This is a genomic window from Kitasatospora sp. MBT63 (genome assembly GCF_000710465.2).
GTDB lineage: Bacteria > Actinomycetota > Actinomycetes > Streptomycetales > Streptomycetaceae > Kitasatospora.
In genome coordinates, this window is the sequence record NZ_JAIZ01000813.1 from 1 (window position 1) to 4,141 (window position 4,141).

Consider the following 4,141-nt stretch of genomic DNA (forward strand, 5'->3'; position numbering starts at 1 on the left):
GTCGCCGGCGCGCAGGCGGTCGCGGCCGGCGGCGGCGAGCCGCTCGAACCGCAGCGCGTCCACGTCGGCGGCGTCCACGTCCAGCCGGTAGCCGCCCGCGACCTGCGCGACGGCGCGGGCCGATCCGAGGGCCCGGCGCAGCCGCGAGACGAGGGTGTGCAGGGCGTGGGCGGGGCCGGCCGGCGGGGTGTCGGCCCAGATCGCGTCGGCCAGGACACCGGGTGCGACCGGGCGGCCGCCGGCGAGCGCCAGCCGTACGACCAGCGCCTGCAGGCGCGCCCCCGGTACGGGCAGGGCGGCGTCGCCGCGGGTCGCCCGGAAGGTGTCGAGCAGCGTGAGGCGAAGCCGCGTGTCCCCGTCCATCCCCCGATCCTCGCGCGCGCACTTGTGTGCCCCCAAATCGGCGCGGTGTCCCGGCTGTTCCGGCAGGCCGTACGCGGGGCGGCGGGTGTCAGTGGCGTGTGTGCCCGGTGTGAGCGGGCCGCGTCAGTCTCTGGGTGCCCGACGTTCCAGCGGCGGCCGCCCGAGCGCTCCGGGCGGCCTCGATCCCGGGAGGGACACCACCATGCACAGCCCTGTCACGATCATCGGTGCCGGAATCGGGGGCCTCGTCCTGGCCCGCGTCCTGCACGTCCACGGCATTCCGGCCACGGTCCACGAGGCCGAGTCCTCCCCGACGGAGCGAACCCAGGGCGGGATGCTCGACATCCACGACTACAACGGGCAGCTCGCCATCGAGGCGGCCGGCCTGATGGACGAGTTCCGCGCCATCGTCGTGGAGGGCCGCCAGAGGCTTCGGGTCCTCGGGCCGGACGGGACCGTCCTGTTCGAGAAGGGCGACGACGGCACGGGCGGCCGCCCCGAGGTGCAGCGCGGCGAGCTGCGGCAGATGCTGATCGACTCGCTCCCGGCCGGCACCGTCCGGTGGGGCCGCAAGGTCACCGGTGCCCGTGCCCTCGGCGATGGGCGTCACGAGGTGACGTTCGCCGGCGGCGGGACCGTCGTCACCGACCTGCTGGTCGGCGCGGACGGGGCGTGGTCGCGGGTCCGGCCGCTGCTCTCCGACGCCGTACCCGAGTACGCCGGTAGGTCGTTCGTCGAGGTCTACCTGTTCGACGCCGACACCCGGCACCCGGCCGCCGCGAAGGCGGTCGGCGGCGGGTCGATGATCGTGCCCTCGCAGGGCAGGGAGATCTTCGCCCATCGGGAGCGCGGCGACACCCTGCACACGTACGTGACGCTGACCGAGCCGCAGGAGTGGTTCGCCGCCGTCGATTTCACCGATGCGGCCGCGGCGGCCGAGCGGGTCGCGCGGGAGTTCGACGGCTGGGCGCCGGAACTCACCGCGCTGATCACCGACGGCGACACCGCCCCGGTCCTGCGCCCCCACTACACCCTGCCGATCGGGCACCGCTGGGACCGGGTGCCCGGGGTGACCCTGGTCGGCGACGCCGCCCACCTGGTCGCCCCGAACGGCGAAGGCGCCAACCTGGCCATGCTCGACGCCGCCGAACTCGGGACGGCCATCGCCGCGTACCCCGACGACGTCGAGGCCGCGCTCACCGCGTACGAGCAGGCGATGTTCGTCCGTCCCACCGAGGAGGTCGTCTTCGAAGGCGCCGCGGTCCTGGGGATCGACTCTCGCGACAACACGGCCCGGGGCCTGACCGACCTGATCACCGGGACCGGCCGATGAGCCGTCAAGGAGGAGATCTCGTGCATGACGTCGTGATCGTGGGCGCCGGCCCGGTCGGCCTGTTCCTCGCCTGCGAGCTCGGCCTCGCGGGCAGCTCGGTCGTGGTGCTCGAGCGGGAGCCGGAGCCCCGTTCCCCGTGGAAGGCGGAACCGCTCGGGATGCGGGGCCTGTCCGCCGCGTCGGTCGAGGCGTTCCACCGCCGCGGGATGCTGCACCCGCTGCTCACGGCCTCGGGCCTCCGCGACGACCCCGGCACGGCCTCGGCCGCGGCCCCCGGCACCGACACCGACACCGATGTGCCGGCCTCCCCGCGCAGCGCGGGCCACTTCGCCGGCATGATGCTCGATCCGGCCAGGGTCGACCTCGCCGCCCTGCCGTTCCGGCTTCCCGGCCCGGCGGCGGAGGGCGTGATGACGAACCTCGAAGCGATCGAGACGGTGCTGACCGAGCGCGCATCCGAGCTCGGCGTGGAGATCGTTCGCGGTGTCACGGTGTCGGCCGTCACCCAGGACGACGACGGCGTGGTCGCGCTGGCCGGCGGGCACGAGTACGCGGCGCGCTGGCTCGTCGGCTGCGACGGCGGACGCAGCACGGTGCGCCGGCTCGCGGGCTTCGAATTCGTCGGCACCGAGCCGCAGTTCACCGGCTACGCCGTGCTCGCCACCGTCGCCGACCCCGAGAAGCTGCGCCCCGGGTTCAACCTCACGCCGACCGGCATGTACCTCCGCACACACGTGCCCGGGCACATCGGCATGATGGATTTCGACGGCGGCGCGTTCGACCGCTCGCAGCCACCGACCCGCGACCACCTCCAGGCGGTCCTGCGCCGGGTGTCGGGGACCGACGTGACCTTGACCGAGGTCCGTCTCGCCTCGAGCTTCACCGATCGGGCGATGCAGGCGACGACCTACCGGCAGGGGCGCGTGCTGCTCGCGGGCGACGCCGCCCACATCCACTCCCCGCTCGGGGGCCAGGGACTCAACCTCGGCCTCGGCGACGCCGTCAACCTGGGGTGGAAGCTCGCGGCGTCCCTGCACGGGTGCGCGCCGGACGGCCTGCTCGACACCTACACCCGCGAGCGCCACCCGATCGGCGCGCAGGTGCTCGACTGGTCGCGCGCCCAGGTGGCGGTCATGCGGCCGGACCCGCATGCCCGGGCGATCCAAGGGGTGGTCCGGGACCTGCTCGCGACCCGGGCCGGAACAACCTACGTGTTCGAGCGGACCTCAGGATCGTCCTACCGCTACGACCTCGGCAACGACCACCCGCTGACCGGCCGCAGCGCCCCGGACTTCCGCCTTGCGGACGGCACCCGCCTCGGTGACCTGATGCACGACGGACGAGGCGTCCTGCTCGACTTCGGCGCCGACCGGGCCCTGCACGGTCCGGCGCTGGGCTGGCAGGGCCGGATACGGTACGCGGTCGGCCCGGCGAGGGACGACCTCGGCCTGGGCGCCGTACTCGTCCGGCCCGACGGCACCGTCGCCTGGGCAGGTGACCGCGACCCCGATCGCCCGGCGTTCGAACGGGCCGCCGACCGGTGGTTCGGCCGCCCGGACAGCTGAAGCAAGCACCCCGTTCCCGGTCGTCCGTCGGAACAGGCTCAGGCTGCGGTCCGGGAGCAACAGCGGGGGCTGGCCGGGCGGGCGGCGAGCACCGGGGCACTGCGAAGTGGGCCTGCCGCGCGCCTGGGTGGTGCAAGCCGTCCCCCGCGTGCCCCGGGACGCCGCAGCATCCCGGCTGGGACGTTCGGCAGCGGTGGGGCCCGATCGGGGTAACCGTCTAGCCCGGTGGGGTGGCCGGACGGGTCCGGGCTTGGCGCGGGTGTCCGGCGTTCGCGAGGGTCGCACTGCCTCGGACCGCGCAGACGGCTCGGTACCCGCCCCGCCCCGGGGCGGCGTACGGGAGCCTGCGACCGAGGACGTCGCGTCCGGTACACGAGAGAGGAACCCGCCCATGGGCGACAAGCAGCTGTTCGCGGACATCGTCGGCGCGTTGGGCCAGGACGACTGGGGGGCCGTCGGTGCGGCGGTCGCTCCGGTCCAGGCGCGCACGTGGACGGTCAGGGTGCGCAGGCTCGGGCCGGTCGTGGACGCGGCGATGTTCGAGACCGCTTTCCCCGCCGCACCCGGCGCCTCGGGGAAGGCAGGCGGTCCCGGCAGCGTCGAACTCGCCACCGGCGGTGTCACGATCGGCCGGGGTGAGTCCATCTCCTCCCGCGTCCTGGGCGATGCCCTTCCCGGGGCGCTGGACGACGACCGCGACCTGCCGACGCCCGGCGCCGCCTACGCCTGGACGGGCGCCGCCGCTCTCCAGATCGCCATCCCGTACGCCGCCGAAGGTGCCGACGGGGCCCAGGCCGCCAAGGTCTGCGTACACCTGACCGACGTCACGGTCTCGGCGCTTAGGGCCTGTGTGATGTCGTGATCATTCTTCGGGTTCTGC

3 protein-coding genes and 1 pseudogene are annotated in these 4,141 nt (G+C 74.5%); 3 read left to right on the forward strand and 1 reads right to left on the reverse strand.

The features are described 5' to 3' along the window. Positions 1-363 (reverse strand): annotated as a pseudogene (locus AA75_RS42775) (AfsR/SARP family transcriptional regulator); the annotation flags it as partial. Positions 364-565: 202 nt separating this feature from the next. Between AA75_RS42775 and AA75_RS42780 the strand changes: the two are divergent. The 3 genes from AA75_RS42780 (at position 566) to AA75_RS42790 (ending at position 4,123) form a co-directional block, all read left to right on the forward strand. Further along, positions 566-1,696, forward strand: coding sequence for an NAD(P)/FAD-dependent oxidoreductase (locus tag AA75_RS42780; protein WP_033825953.1), 1,131 nt, complete (start codon positions 566-568; stop codon positions 1,694-1,696). A 20-nt stretch (positions 1,697-1,716) separates the two neighbouring features. Then, on the forward strand, positions 1,717-3,261 hold the full coding sequence (locus AA75_RS42785) for an FAD-dependent monooxygenase (RefSeq protein WP_033825954.1): 1,545 nt from the start codon (positions 1,717-1,719) through the stop codon (positions 3,259-3,261). Positions 3,262-3,652: 391 nt separating this feature from the next. Beyond that, positions 3,653-4,123 carry a hypothetical protein gene (locus AA75_RS42790; protein ID WP_033825955.1) on the forward strand — a complete coding sequence of 157 codons (471 nt, stop codon included), beginning with the start codon at positions 3,653-3,655 and terminating at the stop codon, positions 4,121-4,123. Positions 4,124-4,141 lie beyond the last annotated feature (18 nt).